The sequence below is a fragment of the Methylobacterium sp. WCS2018Hpa-22 genome, from assembly GCF_031843785.1.
GTDB lineage: Bacteria > Pseudomonadota > Alphaproteobacteria > Rhizobiales > Beijerinckiaceae > Methylobacterium.
Genome location: NZ_JAVTJA010000002.1, coordinates 310,573 through 336,473, shown reverse-complemented (window position 1 = coordinate 336,473; position 25,901 = coordinate 310,573). Strand labels below are relative to the sequence as shown.

General features: G+C 66.8%; 21 protein-coding genes. 13 read left to right on the top strand and 8 right to left on the bottom strand.

Translation table 11 applies throughout. The features are described 5' to 3' along the window. Positions 1 to 18 precede the first annotated feature (18 nt). Both RQI43_RS04045 and RQI43_RS04040 read left to right on the top strand, forming a co-directional pair. A complete protein-coding gene (locus tag RQI43_RS04045; RefSeq protein ID WP_311274282.1) occupies positions 19 to 2,187 on the top strand; it encodes a S9 family peptidase in 2,169 nt (722 codons plus the stop codon). Beyond that, positions 2,184 to 2,969 carry a hypothetical protein gene (locus tag RQI43_RS04040; RefSeq protein ID WP_311274281.1) on the top strand — a complete coding sequence of 262 codons (786 nt, stop codon included), beginning with the start codon at positions 2,184 to 2,186 and terminating at the stop codon, positions 2,967 to 2,969. Before RQI43_RS04045 ends, RQI43_RS04040 begins: the two co-directional genes overlap by 4 nt. Before the next feature lie 28 nt (positions 2,970 to 2,997). Here the strand turns inward: RQI43_RS04040 and RQI43_RS04035 are convergent, their stop codons facing one another. Together RQI43_RS04035 and RQI43_RS04030 are read right to left on the bottom strand one after the other, a co-directional pair. After that, complete coding sequence (locus tag RQI43_RS04035) at positions 2,998 to 6,570, bottom strand: AsmA family protein (RefSeq protein WP_311274280.1); 3,573 nt, start codon at positions 6,568 to 6,570, stop codon at positions 2,998 to 3,000. A gap of 187 nt (positions 6,571 to 6,757) precedes the next feature. Then, positions 6,758 to 7,000: a hypothetical protein gene (locus RQI43_RS04030; protein WP_056423595.1), complete on the bottom strand. Its 243-nt coding sequence runs from the start codon at positions 6,998 to 7,000 to the stop codon at positions 6,758 to 6,760. A 143-nt stretch (positions 7,001 to 7,143) separates the two neighbouring features. On the opposite strand from RQI43_RS04030, the gene RQI43_RS04025 reads away from it, so the two are divergent. The 3 genes from RQI43_RS04025 (at position 7,144) to RQI43_RS04015 (ending at position 11,104) form a co-directional block, all read left to right on the top strand. Beyond that, on the top strand, positions 7,144 to 9,549 hold the full coding sequence (locus tag RQI43_RS04025) for an ATP-dependent helicase (protein ID WP_056423597.1): 2,406 nt from the start codon (positions 7,144 to 7,146) through the stop codon (positions 9,547 to 9,549). A gap of 444 nt (positions 9,550 to 9,993) precedes the next feature. After that, the gene (locus RQI43_RS04020) at positions 9,994 to 10,710 is read left to right on the top strand and encodes a PhoH family protein (protein WP_056423599.1); all 717 of its coding nucleotides are present in this window, start codon (positions 9,994 to 9,996) and stop codon (positions 10,708 to 10,710) included. Between the two features lie 148 nt (positions 10,711 to 10,858). Continuing rightward, complete coding sequence (locus RQI43_RS04015) at positions 10,859 to 11,104, top strand: hypothetical protein (RefSeq protein ID WP_056423601.1); 246 nt, start codon at positions 10,859 to 10,861, stop codon at positions 11,102 to 11,104. 78 nt (positions 11,105 to 11,182) lie between these two features. On the opposite strand, the gene RQI43_RS04010 is transcribed toward RQI43_RS04015, so the two are convergent. Together RQI43_RS04010 and RQI43_RS04005 are read right to left on the bottom strand one after the other, a co-directional pair. Beyond that, positions 11,183 to 12,763 carry a L,D-transpeptidase family protein gene (locus RQI43_RS04010; RefSeq protein WP_405030548.1) on the bottom strand — a complete coding sequence of 527 codons (1,581 nt, stop codon included), beginning with the start codon at positions 12,761 to 12,763 and terminating at the stop codon, positions 11,183 to 11,185. 357 nt (positions 12,764 to 13,120) lie between these two features. After that, the gene (locus tag RQI43_RS04005) at positions 13,121 to 14,083 is read right to left on the bottom strand and encodes an acetyl-CoA carboxylase carboxyltransferase subunit alpha (RefSeq protein WP_311274279.1); all 963 of its coding nucleotides are present in this window, start codon (positions 14,081 to 14,083) and stop codon (positions 13,121 to 13,123) included. Positions 14,084 to 14,344: 261 nt separating this feature from the next. On the opposite strand from RQI43_RS04005, the gene RQI43_RS04000 reads away from it, so the two are divergent. The 3 genes from RQI43_RS04000 to RQI43_RS03990 are packed head-to-tail and all read left to right on the top strand — an operon-like array spanning position 14,345 to position 17,075. Further along, positions 14,345 to 15,481, top strand: a complete 1,137-nt coding sequence (locus tag RQI43_RS04000; RefSeq protein ID WP_405030547.1) for a patatin-like phospholipase family protein — start codon at positions 14,345 to 14,347, stop codon at positions 15,479 to 15,481. A 38-nt stretch (positions 15,482 to 15,519) separates the two neighbouring features. After that, on the top strand, positions 15,520 to 16,263 hold the full coding sequence (locus RQI43_RS03995) for an acetoacetate decarboxylase (protein WP_056423609.1): 744 nt from the start codon (positions 15,520 to 15,522) through the stop codon (positions 16,261 to 16,263). 26 nt (positions 16,264 to 16,289) lie between these two features. Continuing rightward, positions 16,290 to 17,075: a 3-hydroxybutyrate dehydrogenase gene (locus RQI43_RS03990; RefSeq protein WP_311274277.1), complete on the top strand. Its 786-nt coding sequence runs from the start codon at positions 16,290 to 16,292 to the stop codon at positions 17,073 to 17,075. Between the two features lie 64 nt (positions 17,076 to 17,139). Here the strand turns inward: RQI43_RS03990 and RQI43_RS03985 are convergent, their stop codons facing one another. The 3 genes from RQI43_RS03985 to meaB all read right to left on the bottom strand — a co-directional run bounded on the left by RQI43_RS03985 (position 17,140) and on the right by meaB (position 19,233). Continuing rightward, the gene (locus RQI43_RS03985) at positions 17,140 to 17,484 is read right to left on the bottom strand and encodes a CsbD family protein (RefSeq protein ID WP_056423612.1); all 345 of its coding nucleotides are present in this window, start codon (positions 17,482 to 17,484) and stop codon (positions 17,140 to 17,142) included. A gap of 127 nt (positions 17,485 to 17,611) precedes the next feature. After that, positions 17,612 to 18,244: a peptidase C15 gene (locus RQI43_RS03980; RefSeq protein ID WP_311274276.1), complete on the bottom strand. Its 633-nt coding sequence runs from the start codon at positions 18,242 to 18,244 to the stop codon at positions 17,612 to 17,614. Then, positions 18,241 to 19,233 carry a methylmalonyl Co-A mutase-associated GTPase MeaB gene (gene meaB, locus RQI43_RS03975; RefSeq protein ID WP_311274275.1) on the bottom strand — a complete coding sequence of 331 codons (993 nt, stop codon included), beginning with the start codon at positions 19,231 to 19,233 and terminating at the stop codon, positions 18,241 to 18,243. Before meaB ends, RQI43_RS03980 begins: the two co-directional genes overlap by 4 nt. A gap of 217 nt (positions 19,234 to 19,450) precedes the next feature. Here meaB and RQI43_RS03970 point away from each other — a divergent pair, with 217 nt between their 5' ends. The 3 genes from RQI43_RS03970 to RQI43_RS03960 all read left to right on the top strand — a co-directional run bounded on the left by RQI43_RS03970 (position 19,451) and on the right by RQI43_RS03960 (position 21,619). After that, on the top strand, positions 19,451 to 20,503 hold the full coding sequence (locus RQI43_RS03970; protein ID WP_311274274.1) for an alpha/beta hydrolase: 1,053 nt from the start codon (positions 19,451 to 19,453) through the stop codon (positions 20,501 to 20,503). A gap of 172 nt (positions 20,504 to 20,675) precedes the next feature. After that, complete coding sequence (locus tag RQI43_RS03965) at positions 20,676 to 21,038, top strand: hypothetical protein (RefSeq protein WP_018045358.1); 363 nt, start codon at positions 20,676 to 20,678, stop codon at positions 21,036 to 21,038. A 206-nt stretch (positions 21,039 to 21,244) separates the two neighbouring features. Next, positions 21,245 to 21,619 carry a VOC family protein gene (locus RQI43_RS03960; RefSeq protein ID WP_311274273.1) on the top strand — a complete coding sequence of 125 codons (375 nt, stop codon included), beginning with the start codon at positions 21,245 to 21,247 and terminating at the stop codon, positions 21,617 to 21,619. Positions 21,620 to 21,624: 5 nt separating this feature from the next. On the opposite strand, the gene RQI43_RS03955 is transcribed toward RQI43_RS03960, so the two are convergent. Then, a complete protein-coding gene (locus tag RQI43_RS03955) occupies positions 21,625 to 23,151 on the bottom strand; it encodes a L,D-transpeptidase family protein (RefSeq protein ID WP_311274272.1) in 1,527 nt (508 codons plus the stop codon). A 144-nt stretch (positions 23,152 to 23,295) separates the two neighbouring features. On the opposite strand from RQI43_RS03955, the gene RQI43_RS03950 reads away from it, so the two are divergent. Both RQI43_RS03950 and zwf read left to right on the top strand, forming a co-directional pair. Then, a complete protein-coding gene (locus tag RQI43_RS03950) occupies positions 23,296 to 24,126 on the top strand; it encodes an SDR family NAD(P)-dependent oxidoreductase (RefSeq protein WP_207410033.1) in 831 nt (276 codons plus the stop codon). Positions 24,127 to 24,294: 168 nt separating this feature from the next. Continuing rightward, positions 24,295 to 25,773 (top strand): glucose-6-phosphate dehydrogenase, encoded by a 1,479-nt coding sequence (zwf, locus tag RQI43_RS03945; RefSeq protein WP_311274271.1) that lies wholly within the window; start codon positions 24,295 to 24,297, stop codon positions 25,771 to 25,773. Positions 25,774 to 25,901 lie beyond the last annotated feature (128 nt).

The following is a 25,901-nucleotide window of genomic DNA, read 5'->3' as shown; positions in this document are numbered from 1 at the left end:
AACCTTGCAGGTGTATCCATGGACGATCTTTTCCACCTGGAAAGCAAGTCGCCTGTCCCTGACGTGCGCCCGCACACATTCACGGTGCATGGCCGATCAATTTCCGACAATTATGCTTGGCTAAAAGCCGAGAACTGGCGCGACGTCCTGAAGGATCCTACTGCCCTTCCATCGGATATCCGCGAACATCTCAATGCTGAGAATGCTTATACGGAAGCCGCGCTCGGCGATCTCGAGCCCTTGCGGAAGACGCTGGTAGCGGAGATGCGCGGGCGCATCCGCGAGGACGATAGCGGCGTACCCGAGCCGGATGGTGCATTCGCCTATTACACCCGGCATCGCGAGGGTGGGCAGCATCCCCTCGTCTGCCGCCGGCCGCGCACAGTGGTGGTGATCCCCGGTCATGGGGCGGAGACGGCCGGTACGGGTGGGGCTGAGGAGGGCGAAGTCGTCCTGCTCGATGGTGACGAGGAGGGCAGGGGACTCGCCTTCTTCGAGCTCGCGGCGGCGGTGCATTCGGACGACCATGCTCGCCTTGCCTGGAGCGCGGATTCCAAGGGGTCCGAGCTTCACACGATCCGCGTCCGCGATCTCGGCACGGGACAGGATCTTCCGGACCGCGTCGAATCGACCACCGGCGAGGTGGTCTGGGCAGCGAATGGCCTGTCGTTCCATTACGTGGCCGTGGACGAGAACCATCGTCCCGCCCGCGTCATGCATCACGTCGTCGGGACGGACCAGTCCGCCGACAGCATGCTCTATGAGGAGCGCGATTCTGGCTTCTTCGTCCATATCGAGACGACCCAATCGCGCGATTACCTGGCCATCACGGCAAGTGACCACGAAACCTCGGAAGTGCATCTCCTCGATCGCCGGTCGCCGGATGCAACACTGCTATGCGTTCAACCGCGGGAGCCGCTGCTCATCTACTCCGTGGAGAATTGGGGGAACCACCTCTTCATTCTAACCAATGCGGATGGGGCTGAGGACTTCAAGATCGTCACCACCCGCATCGGTGCGTCGGGCCGCGCCAATTGGACCGATCTGATTCCACACCGGCGCGGTGTGATGATCCGCCACCAGCATGTCATCGCCCAGCATCTCGTGCGTCTCGAGATTGAGAATGCCCGGCCCCGCATCGTCGTCCGCGATACGCAGGGCAACGAGCACATCGTGGCCTTCGCCGAGGAAGCCTATTCCCTCGGCCTCCAGCCGGGCCATGAATTCGAGACGGCGGTGATCCGGTTCACCTATTCGTCGATGACGACGCCGGCCGAGACCTACGACTACGATTGTTCGACCCGCGCCCGTCAGTTGCGCAAGCGCCAGACCATCCCCAGCGGGCACGATCCCGCCGCCTATGTGACACGCCGGATTTTCGCCACGGCACCGGACGGAGAGAGCGTGCCGATCTCGCTCCTCCACCGTCGTGACCTCGTCCTCGACGGCTCGTCTCCGCTGCTACTCTATGGCTATGGCTCCTATGGCACCCTGATGCCGGCCGCGTTCCGCACCAACCTGCTGTCGCTGGTGGATCGCGGCTTCGTCTACGCCATCGCCCATGTGCGCGGCGGAACGGAGAAGGGCTGGCACTGGTACATGGACGGCAAGCGGGCCAAGAAGCCCAACACCTTCTCGGACTTCGTCGCCTGCGGTCGCGCCCTGGCGGACGCCGGATACACGACGTCGGGGCGCATCGTCGCCCATGGCGGATCGGCTGGGGGGATGCTGATGGGGGCTGTGGCCAACCTCGCGCCGGACCTCTTCGCCGGGATCGTCGCAGACGTGCCCTTCGTCGACGTGCTCAACACCATGCTCGACGGCGACCTGCCGCTGACCCCGCCGGAATGGCCGGAATGGGGCAATCCGGGCGCGAGCGTCGAGGATTTCGAGAGCATCCTGTCCTACTCGCCCTACGACAACGTCTCGGCGCAGAACTACCCGGCGATCCTGGCGCTCGGCGGCCTCACCGACCCGCGCGTGACCTATTGGGAGCCGGCGAAATGGGTGGCGCGCCTGCGCGCCACCATGACCGGCGGCGGCCCCGTCCTGATGCGGATCAACATGGAAGCCGGCCATGGCGGGGCGGCGGGACGCTTCGACCGGCTGGAAGAAGTGGCCCTGATCTATGCCTTCGCCCTTCGGGCGGTGGGGCTGGCTGGTGGTAGCGAGAGCCTGCAGCCGTGACGGCCTTCATCCGAACCGCTGCCGCCGCCGGGTGCCTCCTGGCGACGCTGGTGCCGGCCGCGGCAGCGGACAGGACGGTGGCCCTCGAGGTTCCCCCCGATCTCGTCAAAGATCTGTCGGCGATGCCGCGGATCGACAACCCCGTCGACGACGCCGAGCGGCGGATCAACGCCGCCGTTCAGCGCCTAGACGGAGCGGCGCGTAAAGCCGCGGCCGAGTGTCTGGCGCAGGGAGGCAAACATGCCGATTACGGCCGGCATATCGACGTGACGATGCGGGGCCCCCGCTTCCTTAGCTACACGATGACGGACAGCGCCTTCTGCGGCGGCGCACATCCCAATACCGGCACCTCGGCAATCGTCTACGACCTCGTTTCCGGTGCTCCCGTCGATTGGACCGCGCTGCTTCCGCCCGCTCTCACCGGCAAGGTCGCGCTCCAGACCGAGATGGATGGAAGCAGGATGGTGTCCCTGTCCTCGAAGCGGCTCTTCGACCTCTACCTCAAGGCTTATCGCCCCAGGACCGGTCAGGCGAAGGCGGATGCCGACGACGACGAGTGCCGGGAGGCGGTATCGACGCAAGATGGCGATGGGCCGCCTGCGATGACTGTCTGGCTCGATGCGAAGGCGGGCGGCCTCGCAGTCCAGTTCGACCTCGCCCATGTCGTCCAGGCCTGCGCCGACGTGGAGGTCATTCCCCTCGCTACCCTCAAAGCCGAGGGCGCCAATGCCGTGCTGACCGACGCAATCGTGGCGGCCCGGGCCGCGCTGCCTGTTCCCTGATCGTCTTCGTTCCTGAAACCGGCCGCGATCAGGGCTGCGGTGCGGGCGGTTCGACAGCTCGGCCTGGAAGGACATCCGGGGCCGGTACGCCATCGGCGGCGCGGCGAGCGGCATCGTCTTGGCTCGGTGCGAGTGCGCGAATGCGCGCCTGACGGGCAGCTTCCTCGGCGGCCGCCTTCTCCGCCGCGGCTTTGTCGGCCGCCGCCTTGATGGCAGCGGCTCGGGCCTTGTCCATCTCGATCCTGGCGCGACGCCGCTGGCGCTCGATTTGATCGGCCTCGAACACTTCGATCTTATCGAGTTCGCGCTGCAGGACTACAGCGGCGAGGCCGGTGGTCAGGGGCCCGGTATCGACACTGCGGTCGGGCTTCGTGAGCGGGCCGGAATAGGAGAGCTGTATCGAGGGAATCCCTCCGGTCCAGCCCTTCGGAGCGCCGCCACCCGTCAATGTCCCGCGTGCATCGAACCGCCCCGTCGTCAGGTCGACGGAGAGGGTGCCGGCCCAGCGCGGTCCGCCGAGATCGAAGGTGAGGGGCGCGGCACGCAGTGAGCCGCCCGAGAGGGTCGCGGGTGCCTTCACCGTTCCCTTCACTGCCATGGGCGCGGCGGCGAGCTCCTCGGCCACCAGGGACTGGAGCCGTCCCTCCCGGAGCGGATCGTCTTCCGCGAGCGCCTTGGCCAAAGCGCGCTCGATCCCGCCCGGATCGCCGCCGGGAAGCACCAGATCGGTAAGGCTGAGATCGCCGCTTCCGCCCAGATTGTTCGCCATGTTCGCGAGGCTCTGGCCCGAAGCGCCGAAGCGAAGGGTCGCGCTGGCCCGGCCGGAGATCGGTCCCGGACCGACGAGGTCCGCGATGGAGGCGTCGCTCAGGCTGCCTTCCCCGGAGATCGCTGCCGCGCCACCCTGCCGGGACAACGTGATGTTGCCGACGAGGCGTCCCCTGGCGAGACGTCCGTTGACGTCGCGAATCGTGAGGACGCCGTTGTCGAGCCGGGCACCGAAAGCCGCCCCTTCGGCGGTGAAGCGCCGGCCGAGATCGAGCTTATCCACCCTGACGTCGAGGTCGATGGGCGGTCTGACGGCCGGCGCTGCGCCGAACCGTGCGCCGTCTCCGGCTTCCGGTTTCTTCGCGTCGGGCGGGACGATCAGGGAAGCGGCGAGCCACGGCAGCGAGAGCCGGCCGAGCGCGACGCTGCCGAAGATGTCGCCGGCGGGCGATCGGTTGACATTGGCGAGAACCGTGGCCCCCGCGATCCGCCCGGTGACGTCGGCATGGGCATCGCGTCCGGCCCGCGACAGACCGACGAGCAGTTCCGCCGGCATCGGCGAGGGTAGGGCATCCGTGCTCCCGGCGAGAATGAGGAAGGGCGCGAGATCCGGCGTCTTCAAAAGGATCTCGCCGGCTTCCGGCGGGGTCTGGCCCGGACCGGGCACGACCGGCTTCACCGTTGCGAGCGTGAGGTCGGCGATGGTGCCGGAGATATCGAGGCCGAGGGCCGGAACCGAGCCGTCGGGCGCGGGCTGACCGCGTGCTCCGCTGATGTGCAGGGCGGCCGGCTTGCGCAGGGCGGCCATGTCCTCGCGCTCGAACCAACGTCCGGCGAGCGGCGTCGTCAGATCGAGGGACAGGCTGTCGATACGCCCGCCCCGCGAGAGCAGGTCGAGTCCGAGGCTGCCGCCTGCGGCTGTTCCGTTGGCGCTGGTGCGCAGGGTGTCGGCGGCAGCCGCCTCGCGCTCAAGGGTCACGGCGAGGTCGAGGCTGCCCGCCCGCAGGAAGCCGGGGATCATCCGAGCCTCGGCGATCCACGTCCGGTCGAGAAGGGCGATGAGGGGGGCGGCCACCGGCGCCCACATCCGGCCCGCGATACGGCCTGACCCGTCCGGCGCGATCCGGCCCGACAGCTTGGCGTTGGCGCCGGCGAGGTCGGTGACGTCGAGGCTGCCGACGTTCAGGCTCGCTCCGTCCGACTGGATGCTGGCGGCGATGGTTCCGTTGCCCGAATGGGCCCCGGCCGGCCCGTAGCGCACGTCCCGCGCCTGGATCGTCAGGCCGAGGTCGTGGTCGTGAAGGCCGGACAAGGCGCTGCCGAAGGAAGGCAGAGCTGCGACATCGATTCCTTGCGCCGAAAGCTGAGCATCGAAGCGCCCGCGCCCGCCCGATTCGGCTTGGGTATAGCGGGCATTGCCGGTGATCCGCGCCTCGCCGAGGGAGAGCCGGAGGTTTCGCAGTGACGAGGACGGGCTCGCCGTCGAGACGTCCGCGGATGCCTGAATCGGGCGCCCGTCCATCACCGCGACAGCCGGGCCGCCGAGGCCGAACTTGCGCAGGTACCGCCCGAACCCGTCGGAGGCGGCGGCATCCAGGGAGACGTTGCCCGTGAAGCGCAGGGCCGGTTGCGTATCGACCTCTCCGGATGCGGTGAGGGCGGTGTTGCCCGGCGCCGTCACCGAGAAGCGCCGAAGCGCGAGGCCTCCCGTCCGGTCGAACGTGCCGGACAGCTGGAGATTCGTCCATTCGTCGAGGCCGAGGCCGATGCTTTCGAGGGCGAGGTCAAGATCGACCATCATCGGAAGTTCGGATCCGGCGCGGGGCATCCCGCGCGCCAGCATGGCCTGGCCTGCCGTTGAAATCAGGAAGGCATCGAGGTCGAGGCGGCGCGCCTCCAGGGTCAGTGCTGCCCGCCAGGAGCGCAGATCGATTCGTCCGGTTCCGGCCAGTCGCATGGCCTGACCGCCGGGATCGATTTCGGCCTTCACGTCGGAGAACCGCACCACCGGTCCCCGCGCCTTGAACGTGCCGCCCAGGGAGAACGGCAGGTAGGCGCCCGCCACCTGAACCGGCGGCCCGACCACGACCCGCGCCGATCCCTCCGCCTTCGGAATCATCGCACGCAGCTGGCTACCCTGTGCGGGAGCCTCGCCGGGCACAGGTTCGAGTCGGATACGAGTGTCGGCCTCGAAGCGCGGACGGGTATCGCCGCCGCCGGAGAACTTCACGGCGACGCTGCCGTCCTCGGCGGGTTCGCCGGTGGCGATCCGGAAGGCGACCGCGCCGCTCGTCCCCTCGATCCGCCAGGGGCCCAGGAGCCGGGGCGCCGAGAGATGCACGGTCTCGGCCCGCACCTGATCGGTGCGGCCGCTCTGCGGGACGACGGTCGTGAGGATGACCTGTCCGATGGACAGGTCCTCGATGGCGAGATCCTGGTCGGCGAGCGTCTGATAGAGATCGGCGGGAAGGCGGACCGCGTCGTCGTCGCTGATCGGGAGCTTGATCTCCGCACGCCCGATCCGCGTCTCGGTGAAGCGGACCTCACCCGTCAGCAGCGGCGTGAGACCGATCTCGGCCTTGACGAGCGAAAGATCCAACGCCGGCTTGTCGGCCTGTCCGCCGATGCGCAGCCGATCGACGCTCAGTTGCGGCGAGGGGAGAAGCCTGACGGCGATCCGTCCTTCGGTCCGCGCGTCGAGACCGAGCGACCTGCCGATCGTCCGGTCCACCAATGTGCGGTAGCTCTCCCAAGCCACGAGGGGCGGGACCGCCAGGGCCGCGACGAGGATCAGGATGACGGCGCCCGCCAGCGCGGTCAGGATGTCTCGCACCGTCTTGGTTTCCGCCTCGCTCCGGCCCGGTCTCCGGGACTGCCTTGGGGCGGGCACGTTGTCTCACCGGACGTCATGCCCGGTCGTGCCCCCACCCTATGCGGCATAGCACAAGGTGACCGGTTCCGCGCCAGAGGCGTTTCTCGCGGTCAACAGCTGCCGGGCATGCCTTCCGGAGCCGATCCAGTCAGCGACGTGGCGTCAGTCCCGAGCCGATCGGGGCCGGACGGGTGACTTCGTTGCGCTGCATCTGCATGCGGATCTGATTGTTCTCGAATTGCTGCTGATGCCGGACGCCGCGAATCTCGCTTTGGGTCGCGAGCCGGTCGTTGGTTTCGTTGAGTGATCGCGTGCCGGGCGACTGGGCCAGGGCGGGGGATAGGCCGGCGACAACGGTCAGCATCGAGATGGCGGATAGGGCGGTACGCATGGAACGTCCTCTGGTGATGATGTTCACGGTATGGTGAGACGACGCCCGAGAGGAAACCGTGGTTCCCCTCCCGGCCACCCATCTGGGGCCTACCTTTTGTCCCAACCCTCGACGTCGTTCGCGTTTTGGTCCAGGGAAGCAACATGAAACAGCATCCCGACGCGACGACGGCCCCTGTGCCGGCGCCGGCCTCCGGCGTGGCGGCCGAGGCCGCGCAGACCTCTATCGCCGCGCGCGCCATGGCCTCCCTCAGGCCACAGGGTTCGCCTTATCTCGAAGGGCTGAATCCCGAGCAGCGCCGCGCCGTCGAGACGACGGAAGGACCGGTCCTCGTCCTCGCTGGTGCAGGCACCGGCAAGACGCGGGTGCTCACCACGCGAATCGCCCATCTGGTTTCGACCGGCAAGGCGCGGCCTTACGACATCCTGTCGGTGACCTTCACCAACAAGGCCGCCCGCGAGATGAAGCACCGGATCGGTGCCCTCATCGGCCCGGCCGGCGAGGGGATGCCCTGGCTCGGCACCTTCCATTCCATCGGTACCAAGATCCTGCGCCGGCACGCCGAGATGGTGGGACTGAAATCGGATTTCACCATCCTGGGGATGGACGACCAGCTGCGCCTGATGAAGCAGGTCATCGTCGACCAGAACATCGACGAGAAGCGCTGGCCCGCCCGCGCCCTGTCCTCGGCCATCGACGGGTGGAAGAACCGCGGCCTCCTGCCGGAGCAGGTCCCCCCCGGCGAGGCGGGGGCCTTCGCCTTCGGCAAGGGCGGCGCGCTCTACACCGCCTATCAGGCCCGGCTCCTGACCTTGAACGCCGCTGATTTCGGCGATTTGCTGCTGCTCTGCCTCAAGCTGTGGCGCGAGAACCCGGACGTGCTGGCGAATTACCAGCAGCGCTTCCGCTACATCCTGGTCGACGAGTACCAGGACACCAACGTCGCCCAGTATCTCTGGCTGCGCCTTCTGGCGCAGGGGCACCGCAACGTCGCCTGCGTGGGCGACGACGACCAGTCGATCTATGGCTGGCGCGGGGCGGAGGTCGACAACATCCTGCGCTTCGAACACGATTTCCCCGGTGCGGCCGTGGTGCGGCTCGAGCGCAACTACCGCTCCACCGGTCATATTCTCTCCGCCGCATCCGGGCTCATCGCCAAGAACGAAGGCCGCCTCGGCAAGACCCTGCGCACCGAAGACGTGGCCGGCGAGAAGGTGACTGTGTCGGGCGCCTGGGATTCGGAGGAAGAGGCGCGCCAACTCGGCGAATCGATCGAGAGCCTGCAGGCCAAGCAGCATCCGCTTTCGGAGATCGCTGTGCTCGTGCGCATCTCGGCCCAGATGCGCGAGATCGAGGACCGCTTCGTTCAGCTCGGTCTGCCCTACCGCGTCATCGGTGGACCACGATTCTACGAACGTGCCGAAATTCGCGATGCGCTGGCCTATCTGCGTGTCACTATGAACCCGGCGGACGACCTCGCTTTCGAGCGCATCTTCAACACCCCCAAGAGGGGCCTGGGCGACGCTACCCTACAAATCCTGCATGGCTATTCGCGTTTGCAGCGCGTGCCGCTGCTCCAGGCCGCTCGAAGCCTGATCGAGACCGACGAGTTGAAGCCGCGCGCCCGCTCGGGCGTCCGCGCTTTGGTCGAGAGCTTTTCGCGGTGGGCGCGGATGGTCGGTACCCAGCCGCATTCGGAAGTGGCTCAAACCATTCTGGAGGAATCCGGCTACACCGAGATGTGGCAGAAGGACAAATCCGCCGATGCCGCCGGGCGTCTCGAAAACCTCAAGGAGTTCGTGCGCTCCATGGAGGAATTCCCCGACATGGCTGCCTTCCTCGAACATGTCTCCCTCGTGATGGAGGCGAGCGAGCAGGAAGGGGCGGATCGGGTCTCCTTGATGACCCTGCATGCGGCCAAGGGGCTCGAATTCGACACCGTGTTCCTGCCCGGCTGGGAGGACGGATTGTTCCCGAACCAGCGGGCGCTCGACGAGAGCGGCCGCGCCGGGCTGGAGGAGGAGCGCCGTCTCGCCCATGTGGGCCTGACCCGCGCCCGCAAACGCGCCAAGCTGTCCTTTGCGGTGAACCGGCGCATCCATGGGCTGTGGTCCTCGACGGTGCCGAGCCGGTTCATCGACGAGTTGCCCGCCGACGCCGTCGACGTGGTCGACGCCCCGGCGCATTTCTCCGCCGGCGCCTCGCGCTTCGACCGCAACCCGGCGCCGTTCGGTTCCTCCTACGCGACGCCGGGCTGGCAGCGGGCGCAAGCCAACACTGCCGGCAACCAGGAGTTCGGAGGCGGGAATCGGCAAGCTTTCGGACGGTCCTCGCCGCCCGGACGAGGCAATGGTGGCCCTCGCCAGATCGAAGGCGAGCTCGTGGCAAAGTCGACAGGTGCGCCGTCCGCGTTTTCGGATGGTATGCGAGTCTTCCACACCAAGTTCGGCCCCGGCAACGTGGCAGCCGTCGATGGTAACAAGCTGACCGTTGACTTCGATAAGGCCGGCCGCAAGATGGTTCTCGACAGCTTCATCCAGCCCGGCTGAAGCACCCTGCCGGCTCCACGCTCGATAAGCGATGTGGTCCGGCCGGTTCAGCCCTTCAGCAGGGCAGGAGTGTCATGGTCGAGATGGATGCGCCGACATCCCGCCCTCTCCAGCCGCATGACCCGCTTCAACTGTCGCCGCCGAGTCTTCCGAGAGATATTCAGCCACACACTCAAGAATTCGCGCTGTCACGCCCCTGTCGCGACGGGAGCGGCATGGTGCGTGCGTAGGTGATTCGTGGGTCGCGCATGCGGGGCCCGCATCATCTTCGAGGCCAGTCGTCCACAGGCGTCGTGGCGACATCCGGAACTGAAAGACCTGCTCTCGAATTGGCGTAGTGTTGATAAAAGTAGCCGTGCAGGAAAAGTTATCGAGGTTAAAAGACGTCAGCAGGTCGAAGATCAGTTAAACCCTAGTTGGCAAGTCCAGTTGGAGTGTTGATCGATGAAAAGACGGCGCACGCGACTTGAGCTGGTAGAAGACCGCCCGGTGCGGCTGCACCGCACCCGGTTCGACGACGAGCGTAACCTGGCCCCGATCCAACCGCTCACGGAGCGACAGGCCGAGTATTTGGACGCTCTCGCCGTCAACAAGCAGGTCATCGTTCTCGGCCCGGCCGGTACTGGTAAGACCTACATTGCTGGAACCCGCGCCGCGGATCAGCTTCGCCAGCGCCGCATCTCCAAGGTCATCATCACCCGCCCCAACGTCCCCGCTGGCCGCTCGCTCGGGTTCTTCCCAGGCAGCTTAGAGGAAAAAATCGCGCCTTGGGTGACCCCGCTCACCGAGACCATGAAGGAGCGAATGGGCGACGCCGCCTACGAGATCGCCATGAAGACCGGCGACATCGAGGTGGTCCCCTTCGAAGTGATGCGCGGACGCACCTTCAAGAACTGCCTCGTGATCCTCGACGAGGCGCAGAACACCACCACCGCCGAAATCAAGATGTTCCTCACCCGGATCGGCGACGATTGCCAGGTCATTATTAATGGCGACGTGTCCCAGACCGACCTGCGCGAGACGTCGGGCCTCAGGACCGTGATCCATCTCGTCAAAAGCCGCATGATGCCGATCCCGATCGTCGAATTCACCCTCGACGATATCGTCCGTTCAGGCATTTGCGCGGAATGGGTACGGGCCTTCGAGGAAACGAAACTCTGACTTGAGTGTTATCAGCGGCGGGTCGAACCGGACCCGGCCCCCCCCCCCCCCCCCCCCACGTCTCGGCGTGCGGCAATCATCTCCCCGGCGCCAGTGGGGGAGATCAATCCGAGCGCGGAGCTCGGGTCAAAGAGAACGGAAACGCCCGATGAGAAAATTGATCTTCGCGCTCGCCATGGTCGGAAGCCTCGGCGCAGCCGGCCTCGCCACGAGCGCTTCGGCCGCCCCCGGCGCCCCGATGGGTGTGACCTCCTCCGAGACCGTCACTCCCGTGCGTATGCACCATGCTGAGCGCCGCATGCATCGTCGGATGCACCGCCGTCACCACATGCGCATGCACCGCCACCACATGCGTCACCGGATGATGCATCACCGCCGCATGCACCGGATGTGATCGCAGCAGCGATGTGAATGTGAAAGGGCCCCGATCGGGGCCCTTTTTTGTGCGACGACCATTAGAGAGTGCTGCCGTTCAGAGCTTCGGTGTGGCCGCCGTGGCTTTCACCGATGTTTCCTTGAGCGCGGCATCCTTGGCCGGAGGCGTCTTGGCAACAGGTGACGGCGCACCGCTCGTCGTGGCCTTGCCGGTTTTCACGGGGTCGGCGGCGATCTTGGCCTTCTGTCCCACGGCGCCGGTCACTGTCGGCACCGTGATCGCATGACCAGTATGGGGCGCTTTGCCAGCCTTCGGTGCCGTCTGGATCGTTTCCGGCGCGGATGCGACAGCCGGGATCGTGGCGGCATTGGCCGATGGGGTCGCGGGCGTCGGTGAAGCCTTCGCGGTGAAGAGGCTGCCGAGAACCTTTGTGTAGGCAGGTGAATCCGCGTCGGCATCGGCCACCATGATGCGCGCCGTCGCTGCCGGCTTCTGCGGTTCGGACGCCGCATCCGTCTTCGCGACGATGCTGCCGGACTTGGTCTTGTCGGCCCCCGGCTTGAGGGCGGCCGCAGCGGCCTTGGTCGGGATCGGAGCTTCGGCGGCGGCAAGCATCACCGGCCGTCCCTTGGCATCCACCTCGACCTCGCGCTCGCCGGCCGCCAGGCTCTCGGGCCGGCTCACCTCACCGAGATGATGGCGCGCATATTCCTTGGGGTCGTAGGGGGCCTCCGGCTCTTCCTTCTTCGTCAAATTCGCGAAGGCCATCGTCGAGGCGGGCGGCTGCGGCCGGAAGACCGGATTCTGGCCACCATCGTCATAGACGACACGCGTCGCGGGCGTGCCTTTGGCGACGAGCTCGGCAATGTCGTGGTTGTCCCGCGCCCGTTTCTCGGCAACGAGCGTATCCACCTTCGGCGAGCACGAGCCGGCCGCCACATCCTGTCCGCCGAAGACGTAGCGTGTGCCGCAGACGTTCACGCGCGGCTCTTCGCGAAGGGCCTCGAAATAATCCGAGCCTTCCTTCAGGTTCTTCCAGAACGGCGCGTTCGGGTCGTTGCGGTACTTAGCGAAATTCGTCGCCGTCATCCGGAACGGGTAGGATTGGAACTGGAACGCGCGCTGCCCGCCGGCGAAGGAATCGCGGGCCAGGGCGTAGATCTCGCCCATCGATTCGTCGGTCATGGCGAAACAGCCCGAGGACGAGCAGGTGCCGTGCACCATGATGTAATTGCCCGTCCGCCCGTTGGCCCGGTCGTACGTGTTCGGGTAGCCGGTATCGAAAGAGAGATAATAGGACGAGTTCGGGTTCATTTGCCCCGGTGTCACCGTGTAGAAACCCTCAGGGGCCTGCCGGTCTCCCTGCTTGGTCTTGGGGCCGAGCTGGCCCGACCAGCGGCAGATCGGGAAGGTCTTGAGCAGCGCGTATTGGCCGTTCGCGCCACGCTTCCATACCTCCATCTCCGCTTCCTTCTTGAAAGCGCGGATCAGGATGGGGTCGTTCGTCGCCATGCCCTTCTGCGCCATGAGCGCCAAGGTTTTCGCGGGGACGGGAGTCAGGGCCCGCAACGGGACGCCGCCGCCCATCGAGCCGTCCTGGCAAGCGGTGAGGGAGAGAGCGAGCGCAACGATACCGGCAGCCGTAGCCAGGCGTAGAGCCAGCGGGCGCAAAGCCATGGGGAACCCCGTCCTCATTCATGCGCTCGCGGGATCTCGCCCGTCGAACGCCACTCCCCAACCCAATAGCGTCGTTAAACTTACCCGGTTGTTACCGCAAGAAGACGCAAATGGCCGGCTCGTGAGGATGTGGATTTCGGTGGCTTCCTCATTGTGGGCAACACCTTGCCGCAAAGTGTCGTCGAGCCTCGACTTTCAGGCATGCCAGTCGGAGAGCAATCGACTTGATTCCGCTGGTATTTCTCTGTGCGATGCGCCGTAGGCCCGTCGTCATAGCGGGGCTTCACGACCAGTCCCGAGGCGGGATTTAACAAACTCTTCAACGGTTCCGCATGAGGGGTGCGCTAAAACGACGCATCAGAGTTTGCGGCCGATATCGAGGAACTTCGCGGCCCGGCGGTCTCGAATCTCGTCGGGGCTCAGACCATCGAATTCGGCCAGGGCCTTGGCCACGGCCTTGCCCGTATTGGCGATGGCTGCCTCGCGGCCGCGGTGGGCGCCGCCGGTCGCCTCCGGGATGATGCCATCGATGATGCCAAGGCGCAGCAGATCCTGCGCAGTGATCTTCATGGCGGTGGCCGCATCCGCCGCACGGCCCTGATCGCGCCAGAGAATAGAGGCCGCACCCTCCGGCGAAATCACACCGTAGATCGCATGTTCGAGCATGAGTACGCGGTTGGCGGTGGCAAGCGCGATGGCACCGCCCGAGCCGCCTTCGCCGATGACGACGGCGACATTGGGCACGCCGAGGGCGAGACAGGCCTCGGTGGAACTGGCGATGGCCTCGGCCTGCCCACGCTCCTCCGCCTCGATGCCAGGGAACGCGCCGGCCGTGTCGACGAAGGCGAGGACGGGAAGGCCGAACCGATCGGCCAATTCCATCAGCCGCACCGCCTTGCGGTAACCCTCGGGCTTGGCCATCCCGAAATTGTGGCGCAGGCGGCTCTCGGTGGAGGAGCCCTTCTCCTGGCCCAGCACGCAGACGGCTCGGCCCTCGAAACGGCCGAAACCGGCGACGATGGCCTGGTCTTCGCCGAAGGTGCGGTCGCCTGCCAGGGGAGTAAACTCGGTGATCAGCCCGGCGCAGTAGTCGATGAAGTGCGGCCGCTGCGGGTGGCGTGCCACCTGCGTTTTCTGCCAGGGCGTCAGCGTGGCGTAGATGTCCGACAGGGCGGCGGCGGCCTTGCCCTCGAGCCGGCCGACCTCTTCGCTGATGGAGACCGCACCGTCGCGGGCGGCCATGGTCCTCAGCTCCTCCAGCTTGGATTCGAGCTCGGCCACCGGCTTCTCGAAATCGAGATAGGAGCGCGTCACCGACATCGGTCAGAGATCCTTGTTCGTCGCCATTGGTGCGCCGGGATGCCGTGTCGGAGACAACGGCGACGGAAGGCGTCCGGGGCGGGCGGGAAAAGCCGCGATTGGCCGGGGGTGTTGGCGAAGGAACACCGCCTGTCAACCATCCTGGCTCTCAGAGCCGGCCTTCGCCCTACACGACGATAGCCTTAAGCTTGGCCTTGGGTCATGGTGCCGTCATCGTTCGGCGTCCACTCTCCAGCCTCTGTGTATGGCGTCTGGGACGCTATGGAGAGGTCCGCGCCCGTGATAGCGTTTCCCAGCGGCGAATCCCACGTCCTCGTACTCCAGGGCGGTGGCGCACTCGGCTCCTACCAGGCCGGCATCTACGAGACGCTGGCGGCCGAGAACATCCTGCCCGACTGGGTGGCGGGTATCTCCATCGGCGCGATCAACGCGGCCCTGATCGTCGGTAATCCGCCCGAGCGCCGCGTCGAGCGGCTGAGGGCGTTCTGGGAGCAGGTCTCGTCCGGCGTGATGGGCTCACCCTGGTTTCCCGGCGAGAAGGCGCGTGCGGCCTTCAACGAGGCCAGCGCCAACTGGATCGCCACTTTCGGCGTCCCCGGTTTCTTCACGCCACGCGTTCCCCCGGCGACGTTCTATCCGCCCGGCGCCCCGGAGGCGCTGAGCTATTACGACACCGCTCCGCTCAGGGCGACGCTGGAGCGGCTGGTTGATTTCGACCTCATCAACGAGGGGCGCACCCGGCTCAGCATCGGAGCCGTCAACGTGCGCACCGGCAATTTCGTTTATTTCGACAATCGCTGCGACCGCATCACGCCCGAGCACATCATGGCGTCGGGGGCATTGCCGCCGGGTTTCCCGCCGGTGACCATCGACGGCGAGCAATATTGGGACGGCGGCATCGTCTCGAACACGCCGCTGCAATACATCCTCGACGAGGAGCGCAGCCGTGACCTCGTGGTCTATCAGGTCGATCTCTTCGCCGCGCGCGGGCCGATGCCCCGCACCCTGGTCGAATCGGCCGAGCGCGAGAAAGACATCCGCTTCTCGAGCCGCACGCGGCTCAACACCGACAAGAACCTCGAAGCCCGCCGCGCGAAAGCCGCGTTCCGACGGCTGGCCGAGAAGCTGCCGCCCGAGCTGATGAGCGACGAGGACGTCGCCTACCTGCGCCAGGTCTCCCACGCCAATTTCACGACCGTGATGCAGCTGATCTACCGGCGGAAAGCCTATGAGGGAAACTCGAAGGATTACGAGTTCTCTCGCGCCACCATGCTGGAGCATTGGGCGGCGGGTGCCGGTGACATGCGCCGCTCTCTGCGCTCTCCAGCCTGGTGCGACCGAGTGCACGACGAAACCGGCGTAGCCGTGTTCGACCTGACGCGGGACGCCCGCGACTGACGTCATCCCGACCGCTTCATCCCGGAGGCCCATACGCCATGACCCGTGACGAGATCCTGCAAGTTCCCTCGATGCCCGCCTTCAGTCCGAGCTATCCGCGCGGGCCGTATCGGTTCCTCAGGCGCGAATACCTCATCATCACCTACGAGACCGATGCCGAGGCCCTGCGCCGGGCGCTGCCCGAGCCGCTGGAGCCCCACCCCGAGAACCTCGTCTATTACGAGTGGATGAAGATGCCGGATTCCTCCGGGTTCGGCGATTACGAGGAGAGCGGATCGGGCGCCGTCGCCACCTATAACGGCGAGGCCTGCAACTTCTCGATCCAGATGTATCTCGACGACGAGCCGCCGATCACCGCTGGCCGCGAGATCTGGGGCTTCCCGAAGAAATGGGGCGTGCCTCGCCTCAAGGTGATGAAGGACACGCTCACCGGCACGCTCCATTACGACGAGGAGCGCGTTGCGATGGGCACCATGACCTACAAGCACAAGAGCCTGGAGAACGAGCTCGACACGGTGAAGGCCGGCCTCGGCCGCCTCAACGTCAACCTCAAGCTCCTTCCCGACGTGACCGGCGCGCCGAAGGTGGCCCAGCTCGTCGGCTATCGCTTGGAGAACATCACCGTTCACGGCGCCTGGGACGGCGAGGCGCGCCTCGACCTGATCCCGCACGTGAATTGTCGGGTCGCCGACCTGCCGGTGAAGCGCATCGTCGGCGGCCGGCACATGATCGTCGACTTCACCTTGCCCTACGGGCAGGTGCTGCACGACTATCTCGCCTGATCGCCCAGATGACCCGAGAGGCTTCCATGATCCTGACATCCAAGACCGCCATCGTCACGGGGTCCACCAGCGGCATAGGCCTCGCCTATGCCCGCGCCTTCGCCAAGGAGGGCGCCAACGTCGTCATCAACGGCTTCGGCAAGCCAGAGGATATCGAGAAGGAGCGCGCCGGGATCGAGGCGGATTTCGGTGTGAAGGCCGCCTATTCCCCGGCCGACCTGACGAAGCCCGGCGAGATCGAGGGATTGATCCGCCTTGGCGAGGAGACATTCGGCTCGGTCGACGTGCTCGTGAACAATGCCGGCGTCCAGTTCGTTTCGCCGATCGAGGATTTCCCGCCCGAGAAATGGGAGCAGATCATCGCGCTCAACCTCTCCTCGGCCTTTTACACCATGCGATACGCCATCCCCGGAATGAAGGCGCGGGGATGGGGCCGCATCATCAACACCGCTTCGGCCCATTCCCTCGTGGCCTCACCGTTCAAGTCGGCCTACGTTTCGGCCAAGCACGGCATCGCCGGCCTGACTAAGACCGCCGCCCTCGAACTCGCCACCCATGGCATCACCGTGAACTGTATCTCGCCAGGCTATGTCTGGACGCCGTTGGTGGAGGCGCAGATCCCCGACACGATGAAGGCACGGGGCATGACCAAGGAGCAGGTCATGAACGACGTACTGCTGGCGGCCCAGCCGACCAAGCAGTTCGTCACGGTGGAGCAGGTGGCGGCCCTCGCCGTGTTCCTGTGCAGCGACGGTGCGAGTCAGATCACCGGCGCCAATATCCCCATGGATGGCGGTTGGACCGCGCAGTAGCGCGCAGCGAAAAGCCCGCCCCGTCGGCATGACGGGACGGGCTCGTTTCAAGCGGATCTGGTGTTCAGCGGCGGCCGTGCAGGAGCAGGGCGAGGCCGTAGCCGACGGCTCCGGCGATCACGAGGGCGATGAGCGGGTTCTCTTCGACACGGCTCTCCACGGCGCGGGCGCCATCGCGAACGTAGCTGCCGCCGCGGTCATAGGCATCGCCGGCATAGTCGGAGACGTTGCCGGCCACATCGCGAAGGGTGTCCTTGGCCTGACCGTAGACCTCCTGGGCGCGGCCCTCCGCCTCGCGGTAGCGGCCTTCCGCCGAGGTCCGCGACGATCCGACGGCATCGCCGACGGCGCTCTGCACGCGGCCGCCGAGGTCCTTGGCCGTCCCGACGACTCGATCCGTATCAACCATGGGTCAACTCCTTCAGAATCGCAGATGCGTGAGCGGCGCTCCCAAGGCGGCGCCCGCATCCGATGGTCACAGAACGTGCGAACCGGCCAAGCGCACCATCGCAAGACAACTTTCTTGAGCGAGCCGTTTACGGGGTGTGTCGCTCCCGTGCTTCGATGAGCAGCAGACGCCCCACCTCGGATACCGCCCTGGGAAGGACCGCTAGGGGATCGCGCCGTTTTCGCGCGGGCGACGCGGATCGCCGCCATGCCGCCCGGACGGGTGGGATGTGGAGGAACAGAACCGGGCAGGGCTCGGCCAGCGCCTGGAAATAACCGGCGTTGCACAGGTAGCGGCCAGCATTCCGGGATGGGATCGCCGAAATCCCCTGCCGTTTCAGGCAGACGAGGGCGCGGGCTGCGATGGGGGCTTCGCGCTGCGCCGGTCCCTTACGGTCGAGCCGCAGGGTGGTCGGAATCCGCCCCGATGCATCGGGAAACAGCCGGCTTGCCCGGTTGAGGGCGCGAGCCTCGACGCGAACCCGTTTGGCGCGGCCAGCGACGCCGATCATCAGCACGGCGGCCGGGCTCTGGGCGAGGGCCGGCTTCAACGACTCGGAAAGAGCCGCATAGGCGGTGCGCAGGATGAGCGTGCGCACCGGGAACCCGGCGATGCCATGCCGGCCGAGATGTCCGACCTGCCGAGCGAGCGTCTCGCTCGGGTTGCGCGGCATGCCGGGGAAAGGGCCGAACCCGGTTACGAGGAGATGCCCCCCCGTCACAGCCCGATCAGCGTCGCGATGGCCTCCGCGCCGGCGGCCGGGGAGGATTCGCCTCGCGCCACGCCGGCTTCCGCCTCGGCCGTCTGCTTGCGCACTTCCGGCGAACCGACGAGCCGCTGGTGCAGGCGTTCGTGGACGAGGGCCCACATCCACTTCACGTCCTGAGCGCGGCGCTTCTTGGCGATTTCGCCTGTGGCGGTCAGCTTGTTGCGGTGGTCGACCACCTTGTCCCACATGGCGTCGAGACGCTTGTTGTTGAGGCCGGAAATGGTCACCACCGGCGGGGTCCAGGTCGAACTCGGAGCGCTGAGGATATGGAGCGCCGCCCGGTATTCGCCGGCTGCCGCGTTGGCCCTGCGCTCGCCCTCGCCATCGTCGGCCTTGTTGACCGCGATCATGTCGGCAAGTTCGAGAATGCCCTTCTTGATCCCCTGCAACTCGTCGCCGGCGCCGGGCAGCATCAGCACGAGGAAGAAGTCGGTGAGGTCGGCCACCGCCGTCTCCGACTGGCCGACGCCCACCGTCTCCACTAGGATCACGTCGAATCCCGCGGCTTCGCAAAGAAGCATGGTCTCGCGGGTCTTGGCCGCGACGCCGCCGAGGGTGCCCGATGAGGGGGAGGGGCGGATGAAGGCGTTCGGGTCGAGCGCCAGCTGCGCCATTCGTGTCTTGTCGCCGAGGATCGACCCACCGGTGCGGCTGGAAGAGGGGTCGACCGCCAGCACCGCTACCTTATGGCCGGCGGCGGTGAGATTGGCGCCGAGATTGTCGATCGTGGTGGACTTGCCGACCCCGGGCACCCCGGTGATGCCGACCCGGATCGCCGTGCCGGTCTGGGGAAGCACCGAATCGATGAGGCTGCGCGCTGCGGCGCGATGATCGGCCCGTTTCGATTCCGCCAGCGTGATCGCGCGTGCCAGGGCCGCGCGGTCGCCCGCGAGCAGCCGTTCGCGCAGGGAGTCGATGTCGAGAGGGGGAGGAAGCGCCATGAGCCCTTCATGCCGGGCCGGCTCGGTTTCGTCGAGGGGGCACGTGCCCCCTGAGCTGGCCGGCCTGTACCCGACCGGCCACAGGCCGGCCTCTGCCCGCTATTCACATCGGCCCCCGCCACGCTCATGCCCTGCCATGGTCACGATCGTCACCGACACGATAGGAGGAGGGGCCGGGACTTGAAGCGCCGGGCCGTCACGAGGCCGTCAGTACGCCATGATCCGAAACCACCTTGTTGGGGCATCCCTGCCGACCCGCCGCTCGCTGTTCCGCGCCGCCGCGCTCATGGGCGCTGCCAGCCTGACGCCGGGCCTCGCCGGCTGCGTCGCCGACGGGCTCGTCACCGGTGGGACCGGACCCGAGCGCCAGTCGAATCTCGACGTCAGCCCGATCCTGCTGGTGGCGACGACACGCAAGCCCGTGGGCAACCCGCCCAAGAGCCCGTATTTCAGTTCCGAGCGCGGCCGCGGCCTGAGCTTTGCTGAGGTGCGCCTTTCAGCGCCGGACCGGTCGCTCATCGGCAAGGTCTCCTCCGTGGTGTCTGGCGATTGGGCGGTGACCGCCGTGCCGCAGGTGGAGACTGGGGCGGGCGCGGCGGCGGCTTTCACCCAGGCGGCCTTCGGGCGCGACGTGCTGATTTATGTCCACGGCTACCGAGAGAGCTTCGCCTCGGCGGCGGTCAGCGCAGCCCGGCTCTCCGACGGCATACATTTCAGGGGCGCATCGGGCCTGTTCACCTGGCCGTCGGCGGCCGCCACCTTCGATTACGGCTACGACCGCGAGAGCGCGCTGTGGTCACGCGACGCGTTCGAGGACCTGCTGAAGTCGCTGGCGAGTTCGCCGAGCGGCGGGCGCATCAACATCGTTGCCCATTCCATGGGAACTCTCCTGACCCTGGAGACCATCCGTATGCTGCGTGCCGAGGCCGGCGAGGCGGCGATGGCGCGGATCGGTGCCATCGTCCTCGCGGCGCCCGATATCGACATCGACCTGTTCACCGGCGCGGTGGAGCGAATGGGGCCGGACGTCTCGAAGATCACGGTGATCTCTTCGACCAACGACCGCGCACTGGAACTCTCCGGTGCCATCGCGGGCGGCGTCGTCCGTGCGGGCGCGGCCGACCGCGAGCGGCTGGAGGCCCTGGGCGTGAGGGTGGCGGATGCGTCCGATTACGGCGGCAGCCTCATCAACCACGACTTGTTCCTGTCGAATCCCGAGGTGCAGGGCGTGGTCAAGCGCGCGATCGGCCGGGCGGCCGGTGGAGCCTGAGCGCAGCACCGCCCCGGACAACGCGAGAGGTCTTGGTGTGAGGTCTTGGTGTGAGGTCTTGGCTTGAGGTCTTGGCCTCGGCCCCGTTCGCCCCTACACGAGCGGCTGTCGGGCTGACGATTCCCACACCGACGCGGCCGCCTTCCGGCGCGCCCAGAACGAGGATTGTGCGATGTTCACTCTCGATATCGATGGCGTGGCCATCGCGGTCATCAACGGGACCGAGGAAACCGCTCGCGACCTGTTCACCTGCGACGGCTTCAAGGAAGACATCCAGGCGATGAAGAGCGACGGCAAGGTGCTGTGGAACGGCACCTCCGAGCTCAAGATCCGTCCCGCCACCGAGGACGAGATCGAAATCTTCGAGGATGCTCTGGCCGAGGACGATTCGGAGGAAGACGCTCCGTTCGAGCCCGACATGCGTCATGCCAAGAGCGCCGAAGAGCCCGATGAGGACGAAGACGAGGACGGCGAAGACGACGCCGATATCGTGTTCCTCGTGGATATCGACGAGGATGCCGGCCTCGATTCCTAAGGCCTGATCCCGCAGGATCATCTCACGCCGACCGCCTCGCCCGGACACGGGCGGGGCCTTGTATCGCGATCTCCCCTGCCAGCCGTTGACGGTGGCTTCTGCGAGCTATCCCTGAGCCGCTGGGGCATCGGCTGGGATCGGGCAAGGTCTCGAACACGGTGTGGGCGCGATGCCTGCCACGAGTCTCGGCACAGAGCGAGGACCGCATGACTTTCCGCTTCGAACACCTCCATCTTCGCAGTCAGGACGCGGTGTCGGCCGCCGGTTTCTACGTGGAGACCTTCGGCGCCCGCGAGCTCACCCGTGACGGCGCCACCACCGTGACCCGCGTCGTCCTCGACCTCGGTGGGCTCACCCTCTTCATCGAGCATGCACCCGAAGCCGGCCCTTCTGCCACGCCGCCTAACCGGGGCATCGAGCATATCGGCTTGGCGGTCGACGACCTCGACGGCACGGTCGCCGATCTGAAGCGGCGCGGCGTCGCCTTCGTCATCGACATCACCGATGTCCGCCCCGGGCTTCGCACCGCTTTCCTCGATGGGCCGGACGGGGTTCGGATCGAGCTGCTGCAGCGCGGCTGATCCGGTCAGTTCGCGGCCGGTCGCGCCGCCTGGGTGGGTATCCTGCCGGGCGGGACCGGCGCGTCGCCCATGGCCTTGGCGGGTGCCACCGGCGCCGTCTTCTTCGGCGTGATGGAGCCCGTGATGACCGCATCCCGCATCGGTACCGCCGGCGAATCGATGCCGTAGATGTCGTCGCGGAAATGGGCGCGACCATCCGGCGTGGCGTAGCCGGTGAGATACACGAAGGTCACCGGGATCTGTTTCGGCAGCTTGATGTCGACCCGCTCGTTGGTGGCGATGTTGGCCTCGATCTCCATCGGGCCCCATGTCGAGCCGGGGCCGTTGGGGCCGGGCGTACCCTCCAGCAGCCAGCCCGCCAGTTCCTTCACCTGAGCCACCCGCACGCAGCCATGCGAGTGGAACCGCACCTCTCGTGCGAACAGCGATTTCGACGGCGTGTCGTGCATGTAGACCGCCTGCTTGTTCGGCATGTCGATGCGGACCTGACCGAGGGAATTATCGAGGCCCGAATCCTGGCGAAGCGTGTAATTCGCCGCCTTCTCGCCCGCCCAGTCGATCGTCGTCGGATCGACCTCAACGCCGCCAGGGCCGAGGATGCGGATCCGCTCGCGGGCGAGATAGCCCGGATCCTTCCGCATCTTGGGGATGATCTCCTTCTTGATGATGGAAATCGGCAGGGTCCAGGTCGGGTTGAGGTTCACGTCGGTGATGCGCGCCTCGATCCTCGGCGTCGCCTTGTCGGGCTTGCCGACCACGGCCACGTAGCGGCGCACGACGACGCCGTTCTCCACCGCCTCCACGGCGGCGGAGGGAATGTTCACCACCACGTAACGGTCGCCATAGGGAAAGTTGGAGCCGATTTGCCGCGCGGCCGAGGCCGAGAGCTGGCGCTGGCGGGTCGCCGCCGGCACGTTGAGGGCGGTCACCGTCTGGCGGCCGATCATGCCGGTCTCGGGCAGACCATGGCGGGCCTGGAACGCCTTCACCGCCGAAACGAGGACGGGGTCGAGTAGGTCCGAACTCGGCACGCCGGCCGGCAGGTCCCCGGTGAGGACGAGGTGCTGTCGGAGTGCAGGGATGTTCGGGTCGCGGGCACCCGGCTTGATCGTCAGGTCGGCGGGCAGCGTACCCCAGCCGCCGGCATCGACGATGGCCTGGTAGCGCTCCGCCATGCGGAACGTATCGAGGAAGGTCGAGGGGGCAAGCGTCGGCACCGGATCGTCAGAGACCCGCGCCACCACGAGGGGAGGGAGTTCCCGGGATTTCTTCGGCGCCGCCGGAGCCGGCTCCGCTCCCTGAGCCAGCGGGGCGGATTGGGGGGCTGCGTTCCCCGATGTTTGTGCGGATTTCGGGGCCGCGTCGGTTTTCGGGCTGGGCTCGGCCCTGGGAGCAGGCTTAGCGGTGGCGGGCGTGGCCTCCGGAAGGGATGGAGCCGGTTCGGCTCGAACTCCTGTGAGGCACAGCATCAGCGCGAGCGGCGACAGGCCGGCACGCAGGATCGACGGGAACACGACGCAACGCGACGACACAGGCAACCCTCGTGAGCAGAGAGGTCGGGATCATGCGGGCCGGATGGTTACCAAGTTCCCACCCATTCCGATCCGCAGGCCCTGACAAATCGGGACGCCTCGCCCTACCTCCAGGCCAATCCGAAACGTCGAGGAGGTCAGGCCATGATTCATCATCCCGCGATCCGGAGTGGCGGCACAGCCGTCGTGACGGGGGCCGCGAGCGGCATCGGCCTCGCCGCCGCCAAGCGGTTCGCCGCCTCGGGCATGAGGATCGTCCTCGCCGACCTGCCCGGCGAGACGCTGGAGACGGCGCGTGCGGAGATTGCGGCGACGGGCGCGCAAGTTCTGGCGTGCCCCACCGATGTCGGCCGGCGCGAGGACGTGGAGGCCTTGCGCGAGGCGGCGGGCGGGCCACCCGCCATCGTCATGCTCAATGCCGGCATCGAAGCGGGCGGCCGCCTCTTCTCGGACGAGGCGACGTGGCGGCGCATCCTCGACACCAACCTCTGGGGCGTCGTCAACGGTATCCAGGCCTTCGCGCCCGCCATGGCCGAGGCGAGCGCACCCGGCGCGATCATCGTCACCGGCTCGAAACAGGGGATCACCACGCCGCCGGGCAACACGCCCTACAATGTCTCGAAGGCGGGCGTGAAAGTGGTCACCGAGGCCCTGGCTCACGACCTGCGCGGGCGCGACGGGTCCAAGGTCAGCGTGCATCTCCTCATTCCGGGCTTCGTCTATACCGGCCTCACCAGGGCGCGGGGCGTGGCCGAGAAGCCCGACGCCGCCTGGACACCGGAGCAGACGGTGGAGTTCATGGTCGAAGCGATGGGGCAGGGGGACTTCTACATCCTCTGCCCCGACAACGAGACCACCCGCGCCCAGGATGAACGCCGCATCGCCTGGACGGCGGGCGACGTGATCGAGAACCGGCCCGCGCTCTCGCGCTGGCACCCCGATTACGCGGATGCCTTCAAGCGCCATATGGGCTGAGCGAGGGCTCGGCCCTTTTATCGGCCGATTGGCCTGTTGAAGCTTGGGCGTGCGCTTGGTCCCGGCTATGGCGGGTGCCTTGCATGGTACGGGACGGATGTCGGTCCTCACGAACGCGATCCACGGCAACAGCCCCGTCATCGGGGATATCAGAACGGGAGCCGCCCTTTGGCCACCATCATCCCAGTCGCTTCCTTCGATTGCGTCGTGTTCGGCGCCACCGGCGATCTGACCACGCGCAAGCTGTTGCCGGCCCTGTACTACCGCTACAAGGACGGCCAGATCCCCGGCACAAGCCGCATCATCGGCGCATCGCGCTCGGAGATGAGCGCCGATGCCTTTCGCGAGCGCGCACGCGATGCGCTCAAGCGCTTCGTCCCGGCCCGAGATCTCGTCGAGGACAAGCTCGGCGCCTTCCTCGATCACCTCGATTACGTGGCCGTGGACGGGGCCGGCGACGACGGCTGGGAGGATCTCTCCGCCAAGCTCGCGGAGCGGCCGGACCAGGTCCGGCCCTATTATCTCGCCACTTCGCCCGACCTCTACGGCTCCATCTGCCGTAACCTGTCGGTCCACGGGCTCATCGGCGAGAAATCGCGGGTCGTGCTGGAAAAGCCGATCGGCAAGGATCTGAAGTCCGCCCGCGCGATCAACGACGCGGTCGGCGAGGTCTTCCCCGAAGAGCAGATCTTCCGCATCGATCATTACCTCGGCAAGGAGACGGTGCAGAACCTGCTCGCCCTGCGCTTCGCCAACACGATTTTCGAGCGTCTCTGGACGGCGGACGTCATCGATCACGTGCAGATCACGGTGGGCGAGACGGTGGGTGTCGAGGGCCGGGCCGGCTATTACGACACGTCGGGCGCGTTGCGCGACATGGTGCAGAACCACCTGCTGCAGCTCCTCTGCCTGATGGCGATGGAGAGCCCGCTCACACTCGATGCCAATTCGGTACGGGACGAGAAGCTGAAAGTGCTGCGTGCGCTGAAGCCGATCACGCCCCACGATGTCCAGTCCGTCACCGTGCGCGGCCAGTACGCGGCCGGCGCCGTTGACGGCAAGCCGGTCCAGGGTTACCGCGCCGATCTCGGCGGCGAGACGGAGAGCCGCACGGAGACCTTCGTCGCTCTGAAGCTGGAGGTGCAGTCCTGGCGCTGGGCCGGCGTGCCGTTCTACATCCGCACGGGCAAGCGCCTACCCCAGAAGCTCTCCGAAATCGTGGTGCAGTTCCGCGCCTCTCCCTTCTCGATCTTCCCGGCCGAATCCTTCGGGCGCGAGCCCAACCGTCTCGTCATCCGGCTTCAGCCGGAGGAGGGGATCAAGCTGGAAGTGATGACGAAGGACCCCGGTCCGGGCGGCATGCGGCTGCGCCCCACCAATCTCGACATCTCGTTCGAAGAGACCTTCAAGCAGCGCTATCCCGATGCCTACGAGCGCCTCTTGATGGACGTGGTGCGCGGCAACGCCACCCTGTTCATGCGCCGCGACGAGGTGGAGGTGGCCTGGGCCTGGGCCGATTCGCTGCTGAAGGCCTGGGCGGACCGGCCCGAGCCGCCCCGCGCCTATCCGGCCGGCAGCTGGGGGCCAACCGCTGCCATCGCGCTGATCGAGCGGGATGGACGGACCTGGCACGAGGAGGTGCACTGACCGGAGGGGTGCTGCACACAGGAGAGAAGTTATTTGTGTGAGGCTAATAAAAACAACTAATCGGGCACTCCCTCGACAGGCCGTTGCCCGACGCCTACACGTCTGGAGAGTATCGCCCCTCCAACATC

Bases quoted from the DNA above. Each gene is read 5' to 3' on its own strand.
- RQI43_RS03965 (WP_018045358.1), top strand. From the start codon at position 20,676: ATGTTCACTCTCGATATCGATGGCGTGGCCATCGCGGTCATCAACGGG.
- RQI43_RS04000 (WP_405030547.1), top strand. From the start codon at position 14,345: ATGGAGAGGTCCGCGCCCGTGATAGCGTTTCCCAGCGGCGAATCCCAC.
- RQI43_RS03960 (WP_311274273.1), top strand. From the start codon at position 21,245: ATGACTTTCCGCTTCGAACACCTCCATCTTCGCAGTCAGGACGCGGTG.
- RQI43_RS03970 (WP_311274274.1), top strand. From the start codon at position 19,451: ATGATCCGAAACCACCTTGTTGGGGCATCCCTGCCGACCCGCCGCTCG.
- RQI43_RS04030 (WP_056423595.1), bottom strand. From the start codon at position 7,000: ATGCGTACCGCCCTATCCGCCATCTCGATGCTGACCGTTGTCGCCGGC.
- RQI43_RS04005 (WP_311274279.1), bottom strand. From the start codon at position 14,083: ATGTCGGTGACGCGCTCCTATCTCGATTTCGAGAAGCCGGTGGCCGAG.
- RQI43_RS04015 (WP_056423601.1), top strand. From the start codon at position 10,859: ATGAGAAAATTGATCTTCGCGCTCGCCATGGTCGGAAGCCTCGGCGCA.
- RQI43_RS03990 (WP_311274277.1), top strand. From the start codon at position 16,290: ATGATCCTGACATCCAAGACCGCCATCGTCACGGGGTCCACCAGCGGC.
- RQI43_RS03985 (WP_056423612.1), bottom strand. From the start codon at position 17,484: ATGGTTGATACGGATCGAGTCGTCGGGACGGCCAAGGACCTCGGCGGC.
- RQI43_RS04045 (WP_311274282.1), top strand. From the start codon at position 19: ATGGACGATCTTTTCCACCTGGAAAGCAAGTCGCCTGTCCCTGACGTG.
- RQI43_RS03995 (WP_056423609.1), top strand. From the start codon at position 15,520: ATGACCCGTGACGAGATCCTGCAAGTTCCCTCGATGCCCGCCTTCAGT.
- RQI43_RS04010 (WP_405030548.1), bottom strand. From the start codon at position 12,763: ATGGCTTTGCGCCCGCTGGCTCTACGCCTGGCTACGGCTGCCGGTATC.
- RQI43_RS04020 (WP_056423599.1), top strand. From the start codon at position 9,994: ATGAAAAGACGGCGCACGCGACTTGAGCTGGTAGAAGACCGCCCGGTG.
- RQI43_RS03950 (WP_207410033.1), top strand. From the start codon at position 23,296: ATGATTCATCATCCCGCGATCCGGAGTGGCGGCACAGCCGTCGTGACG.
- meaB (WP_311274275.1), bottom strand. From the start codon at position 19,233: ATGGCGCTTCCTCCCCCTCTCGACATCGACTCCCTGCGCGAACGGCTG.
- RQI43_RS04025 (WP_056423597.1), top strand. From the start codon at position 7,144: ATGAAACAGCATCCCGACGCGACGACGGCCCCTGTGCCGGCGCCGGCC.